The organism is Bacteroides cellulosilyticus DSM 14838, assembly GCF_000158035.1.
Taxonomy (GTDB): Bacteria; Bacteroidota; Bacteroidia; order Bacteroidales; family Bacteroidaceae; genus Bacteroides; species Bacteroides cellulosilyticus.
This window is the reverse complement of record NZ_EQ973488.1, coordinates 139,434-145,866: the sequence shown is the minus strand read 5'-3', so window position 1 is coordinate 145,866 and position 6,433 is coordinate 139,434. Positions and strand designations below refer to the sequence as shown.

The following is a 6,433-nucleotide window of genomic DNA, read 5'->3' as shown; positions in this document are numbered from 1 at the left end:
GTTTCTTGTATTCACGGTTGCCATGTATGGTTTTATCAGTGCCTATCCCGATGGCGTTATCGACAATAAATATTATACGATAAGTCGTGAAAGTATTTCTCCGTTGAGTGATGCTTATACGGAAGCGGAATTTGAGAAATTATTTGCTTCAGCTAAAAAGACATTGACGGCTAAAGCTCTGCTGGCTACCGAACAACGTATTCCGGGTGTAGGCAATGGGGTAACGCAGGATATTCTGTTCAATGCCGGGATTCACCCGAAACAGAAAGTGATTGACTTGTCGGATGGACAGAAAGGGGTACTTTTTAAATCTCTGAAGGATACCTTAATGGCTATGACTTCTGGAAGAGGCCGTGATACCCAGACGGACCTTTATGGAAATGAGGGAGGGTATAAAACGATTCTTTCTTCCAAAACATGGAAGAATCCCTGTCCGCGCTGTGGCAGCGTAATTGTCAAAGAAGCCTATCTTGGAGGATCGGTTTACTATTGTCCTGAGTGTCAGAAAATAAGAAAAATATAATAACAACTTAAATTATAGTTATGGCGAAAGGAACAGGTGGCAAGGGTGGTGTTCTTTTTTCTTTTCCGATAATTTGCAGGAATAAAAAGTCTGCCTATCTTTGTGGAGATATAAAAAAATGTTGAATGTTTAAAGTTAAAAAGAATTCGGTAAGTAAATAACTGTGGGCATCATGAGCAACGAAAATAAATCTATTCACGAATTTGATTTTAGTTTAATCTGCGAATACTTTTCAAGTGTAGAACGTCAGGGACCGGGAAGTGCTGAAACAACAATCAAGGCTCTTAGCTTTGTTGAGGGGCTTACGGATAAATCTCTGATTGCTGATCTGGGTTGTGGCACAGGTGGCCAAACGATTACGCTGGCGCAACATACTCCGGGGCAAATTACAGGCATTGATTTGTTTCCTGATTTTATCAACCAATTCAATAGTAATGCCGAGCACTTTAACCTGCAGGATAGAGTGAAAGGTATTATTGGATCAATGGATGAACTCCCGTTCCGGAATGAAGAATTAGATCTTATCTGGTCGGAAGGAGCCATCTATAATATTGGTTTTGAATACGGGTTGAATCTATGGCGTTCGTTTTTGAAGAAAGGTGGTTATATTGCCGTATCAGAGGTATCATGGTTCACTGACGAACGTCCGGCTGAGATCAATGATTTCTGGATGGATGCTTATCCTGAAATAAATACGATTCCCAATAAGCTGGCACAGATGCAGAAGGCCGGATATATTCCTGTAGCCTGTTTCTGTATACCGGAAAATTGCTGGATCGAGCATTTCTATATGCCACAGGTTGAAGCCCAAGAAAACTTTCTACGAAAATATGCGGGTAACCAGGCGGCTGAAGAACTGATTGCCAATCAGCGCCATGAGCAACAATTATACTATAAGTATAAAGACTTTTATGGTTATGTATTCTATATCGGAAAGAAAATCTAAATGAAGAAAAGGCCGTATCAGAATGGATGATAATTCTTTGTTGATACGGCCCTTTTATGGGTTGTAAAACTCTAATTCATCCACTGCTTTCCATCCAAAGATACCGTTTTTTATTGTAACATGCAGTATACATCCCATAACTACTTGTGCATTTATGGGGACATGGAAGTAAAGGCAGTCGTCAGGATTATCCTGGTCGACAGCTTTCAGAATTCTGCATTCAGGCAATATGGTCCGATAGCGGGCCAATTTGTTGGGTTTTAGAAAACGGATTTCTGTTACTCTGTATTCTTTGCGGACGGGAGTCTTACTTGCCAACCAACGATTCATATTCAGTAACAGATTGATACCCATACCGTGAAAAAGCATCCCTATAACAATGCCAAGGCGATGGTTTTCAGGTAATATCCGACTTTTGTGTATTTATCTGCCAGTAGTATGCCAATAACAATGACAAGAATGGCTGTGAAAAGCATCACGAATGCCATGAGTGGGCGATAACTGATACCCCGAAATGCTGTTTGCTGGAGCAATACAGTACTGGGAGTGGCCAGATAGCCCACTCCGACAAGTATTGCCAAGATCACAATTACTATCAGCCAGACATATATAGATTGCCTGCGCTCTTTCTTTTTTTCCCGGATTTGTCCGGTGGTTGTTATTCTTCGATATCTCATTCTGTTGCCGAAGGTACGCTTTTATATCTTCATATAGCCTATCTCCTTTAAAATTCTATTCAAGCTTCTTCTGAGAAGAGAAATAAAAGGCTTTGTTTATAATAAGCTTAAAGAGATTTTGTATATCTTTGCATAATTACAAAACTAGACTTAAAGAAAACATTATGAAGACAAAACGCTTATTAGGATTATTGCTATTAATCCTGCCAATCACTGGCTTTGTTGCTTGTAGTGATGATGAACCGCAAGACAAGGTAGAAACTGTAAAAATGCTTATTTCTGACAAAACAGGTACTTATCAACCTTGGGGAAGTGATTCTCCTATCGATTGTATGCTGGTGAAAGAAGAAAGTGAAAGTGACTACAAAACGCTGGATTTTCAAGGAATTACTGATTTCGTTTACGAAAAGGGCTATGAGTATGCTTTATGGGTTGAGAAAAGAACCTTGGTTAATTCTCCTGCTGATGGGAGTAGCATTGTCTACAAATTGATAGATGTAATATCGAAGGCAAAAGTAGAGTATGAATACACTATAAAAGTAGATGGTCCTAATCCTTTTATCCTGTCTCCCGAAGGTGGTGAATATGAAATACCTTTTACCTGTAAAGCGAAGAAATTTGCAGAGGGTAACTTGATTGAAGATGGATATATTCCTTTAAAAGGGTTGAGATATAATATGGGTACCAATTACGGAGGGCTGACAAGAGTCGTAAAAGATGGCGATAAGGTTGGGTTTTATAAATTTGTAATAGAAGGCATTCCGCGTTTTAATATGAAAGCGGCTCCTGTATGGTATTGTGGTATTTACACTCCGGATGCAGATTTACTTTTCGGACCTGAGCCGGAGCCTATTTATAAGCAACTGTTTGAACAACCGCAAACAGAGGGTGAGGATTATTTTATGTATTCGGTAGTCTTTATGTCTACAGGCACATTTGCTGAATAAACTCTAAAATAATATTTGAAATATACCTGAACCGTGTCTGGTCCGTACCAACTCCGTACCTGGTCCGTATAAAGGTACCTTTATTGGGAGTTGATACGGAGCGGGTACGGACTTGATACGGAGCGGGTATGGAGTTGATACGGAGTTGGTATGGACTTGGTAAGGCAGCGAGAGTATATTAGCGGATGCATCAAGAGTTGTGGGTGAATCTTATATTTAAGAATATTAAATGTTTTTCTTCTTTATAAACCAAATATGATTTTTTCGCTTCGTCTATAAACAGAGAAATCAAAACATGAAATTTCTGTAATCCAAGCTAATGGTGACATTAGTATCTGTAAATGACATAGAATGATGCGATTGAATAAAGTAATCTTATCTGTAATCAGCTATATTGTAGTAGGCGGTTTTCAAACAGTCGTATGGGGACAAACCATTAGCGGCAAGATAATAGACAGTGAACAGCGCCCCATAGAGGGGGTAACCATTGTCTTGCAAACGGTAGACTCTATTTATATAGATGCGTCGATATCAAACGCTGACGGTATATTCACTTTGAATGGCCAACAAGAAAAATACCGCTTGATTATTCAACATCTTTTATTTCATACGAAGCAAGTAACCGGCAATGGGAAAAATGCCGGGACTATTCAGTTACAACCTCAGGATTATGCCTTAGATGAAGTGGTGGTAAAGGCGGAACGCCCATTTGTAAAAGTGGAGAATGGACGTTTAGGTTATAATCTCGCTGTTTTATCTGAAAAGCAAGTAGTGAATAATGCTTATGAAGCATTGATGAGGTTACCGGGAGTGCAAGAAAATAAGGGGGCATTGACTCTGGTCGGTGCAGGAAATCTGACTGTAATCCTGAATGGAAAACCTGCCACAATGGATGTCGGGCAGCTTGAAACTCTTTTGCGTAATACTCCGGTAAACAGGGTGGAGAAAGTGGAAGTAATGTATAGTGCACCCCCTGAATATCATGTACGGGGAGCGGTTATCAATGTTGTTTTAAAACGCTCGAATGACTATTCTTTTCAAGGAGAAGTAAGTGCTGATTATAAGAATCAATATTTTAATAGCGGTGGCATGAAAGGGAATTTCCGTTTATCGACACCCAAAATGGCTTTTGATGTGATGTATGGAGCGAATGATGTGAAGAATATGGAATATATAGACCTCGATTCCAGGCATGCACTGAAGAATGAACGGTACGATATCAGCCAGAATGAGCAATTACGCAGTAAGTATTGGAATCACAATTTCAGAACTGCGTTTGAGTATAATTTCAATGACAATCATACGATTAATGTGATATATACAGGTAGCTATAGCCCCGATCAGTATAATAGCAGCGAAACGACAGGGAATTATCAAACCAGTAATGTGGATAAATATCTTGATGCGCGGATGAATAATGTCACATTGCAGTATCATTCAGGATTTGGACTTGAAATAGGTGGTGATTATACGCATTATAAATCCGACAATCATCAAAGTCTTTATGCCGACTATCAGGATGGCAGGCAAAGCAGTTTTTCAATGGTTGGCGGACAAAGAATAGATCGCTATTCTATTTATGCAGATCAAAAACATTCATTATCTAAAGGATGGAGTTTAGGATATGGGGTATCCTATCGGTTTGCAAAAGATCGTGATTTTCAGACTTATGATAAGGTAGTGGGGGATATTCATACTCAGAATATGTACTCTGATCTGAAAGAACAGACTACTAATTTTTATGTGTCACTCAGTAAAAACTACGAGACAGGAGTTTCGTTCTCAGTATCGGCTACGGGAGAATATTATACTATCGGCAATTATCATAAATGGGCGGTTTATCCACAGGCATCGCTGACTTACTTTAAAACGCCAAAGCATACATTCCAATTCTCCTTATCTACAGATAAGACGTATCCGGGCTATTGGGATATGCAATCGTCGGTTAGTTATCTCAACGGGTACACTGAACTGTGGGGAACGCCGGGATTGAAACCTATGACTAATTACAATTTGAACGGGAGTTATATCTTGAAGCAAAAATATATTTTTAACCTGTTCTTTATGCATACTCCAGATTACTTTATACAAACTCCTTATCAATCTACCGACAGACTGGCGCTAATTTATAAAAATACAAACTGGAACTATATGCAGTTGTGGGGGGCAAACATCATATTACCTTTCAAAACAGGAAATTGGTTGGATTCTCGATTGACTGTAGCCGGTATGCAGATGAGGCAACGTTGTGATGATTTCTTTGATATACCTTTCAATCGAAAAAAGTGGGTGTTCAGTGCTATGCTGGATAATACTTTTAAAGTGAATAAAAATCTGGCTTTTGAATTGATGGGGAATGTACAAACACCGGTTATACAAGGAACATTTGATATTGAATCCATCTTTAATCTTACTGCCGGATTGAAATGGAGTTTTGCAAACGACAGGATGAGCCTTTCCGCTCGTTGCAATGATATTCTTAATACAGGGATGCCTAAGACTAAAGTTCGTTTTAAGGGACAAGACTTAGATATGAACAGCGCTTTCCATTCGCGGGCTTTTACTCTGAATCTCAGTTATCGCTTCGGAGGGTATAAGAAAAAGAATCTGAAAGAGGTGGATACATCAAGGTTTGGAATGTAATTGTTATTAGGTGGAACATCTGGTATATTGAACAAAAAAGCTCTGAAATCATTCGATTTCAGAGCTTTAAGCGGTGCGTACGGGACTTTTGCATCTTTATATTAATCAGTTACTTACACGCCAAAATTTCAAAGTACCACAGTTTGTACCACCTTACGGGGTTAATAATATATTAGTTATGACTTAGAAACCTTTAATGAACAGTTTGGTAGTATCCATTTCCAGTTGAATAAACTGTTCATCGTAAAAAAACATAGCGTCCATCAAATTACCAATAGTAGAATCAATAGCATATCCAGATTCATATATTGGTTTTACAAGAAATCGATCCTTTTTTGGAGATAGATAGCAATACCCCACCAATATCGAATCAGTAAAATCTGTTTGATATTTAGCATGAAAGCTACATTTAAAACCTAAGTATTTAGGCTTATATGTCATTTGTAATTCATTTAATCTCTTAATTCCTTCCCTTATTGAATTTTGATATAATACTATAAGTTTTTTATTAATCCCTGTCCCCCCAATGGATTTTTCATAATTATAATCAGATTTCTCTTTTTCTATCTTGCGCCTATATTCTATCAATTCATGCTTAGTTTGGATGTATTGTTGAGTTTCAAAAACGCTCGAATATAAACTATCCAATGGTGATATATATATATCATATATTTTTTTATTAGTGAAAATTGAATCG

The 6,433-nt window shown here is 38.2% G+C and carries 7 protein-coding genes; 4 read left to right on the top strand and 3 right to left on the bottom strand.

All coding sequences use genetic code 11. The features are described from left to right. Nucleotides 1-523: zinc finger domain-containing protein (locus tag BACCELL_RS01950; RefSeq protein ID WP_007209822.1), on the top strand; the 523-nt coding region annotated here is incomplete at its 5' end. Between the two features lie 172 nt (nucleotides 524-695). Further along, a complete protein-coding gene (locus BACCELL_RS01945; protein ID WP_007209821.1) occupies nucleotides 696-1,469 on the top strand; it encodes a class I SAM-dependent methyltransferase in 774 nt (257 codons plus the stop codon). Nucleotides 1,470-1,523: 54 nt separating this feature from the next. Here the strand turns inward: BACCELL_RS01945 and BACCELL_RS27210 are convergent, their stop codons facing one another. Then, a complete protein-coding gene (locus BACCELL_RS27210) occupies nucleotides 1,524-1,838 on the bottom strand; it encodes a hypothetical protein (RefSeq protein ID WP_007209820.1) in 315 nt (104 codons plus the stop codon). Between the two features lie 2 nt (nucleotides 1,839-1,840). Beyond that, on the bottom strand, nucleotides 1,841-2,146 hold the full coding sequence (locus BACCELL_RS27205; protein ID WP_007209819.1) for a hypothetical protein: 306 nt from the start codon (nucleotides 2,144-2,146) through the stop codon (nucleotides 1,841-1,843). Between the two features lie 164 nt (nucleotides 2,147-2,310). Here BACCELL_RS27205 and BACCELL_RS01935 point away from each other — a divergent pair, with 164 nt between their 5' ends. Further along, nucleotides 2,311-3,093 carry a DUF4377 domain-containing protein gene (locus BACCELL_RS01935; protein WP_007209818.1) on the top strand — a complete coding sequence of 261 codons (783 nt, stop codon included), beginning with the start codon at nucleotides 2,311-2,313 and terminating at the stop codon, nucleotides 3,091-3,093. A gap of 351 nt (nucleotides 3,094-3,444) precedes the next feature. Beyond that, entirely contained in the window at nucleotides 3,445-5,736 is a 2,292-nt protein-coding gene (locus BACCELL_RS01930) for a TonB-dependent receptor (RefSeq protein WP_007209817.1), read from the top strand. Between the two features lie 183 nt (nucleotides 5,737-5,919). Here BACCELL_RS01930 and BACCELL_RS01925 read toward each other — a convergent pair. Continuing rightward, a partial coding sequence (locus BACCELL_RS01925; RefSeq protein ID WP_007209816.1) for a hypothetical protein occupies nucleotides 5,920-6,433 on the bottom strand: 514 nt, incomplete at its 5' end.

Excerpts from the sequence above, each read along its gene's own strand:
- BACCELL_RS01945 (WP_007209821.1), top strand. The coding sequence starts at position 696 with ATGAGCAACGAAAATAAATCTATTCACGAATTTGATTTTAGTTTAATC.
- BACCELL_RS27205 (WP_007209819.1), bottom strand. The coding sequence starts at position 2,146 with ATGAGATATCGAAGAATAACAACCACCGGACAAATCCGGGAAAAAAAG.
- BACCELL_RS27210 (WP_007209820.1), bottom strand. The coding sequence starts at position 1,838 with ATGCTTTTTCACGGTATGGGTATCAATCTGTTACTGAATATGAATCGT.
- BACCELL_RS01930 (WP_007209817.1), top strand. The coding sequence starts at position 3,445 with ATGATGCGATTGAATAAAGTAATCTTATCTGTAATCAGCTATATTGTA.
- BACCELL_RS01935 (WP_007209818.1), top strand. The coding sequence starts at position 2,311 with ATGAAGACAAAACGCTTATTAGGATTATTGCTATTAATCCTGCCAATC.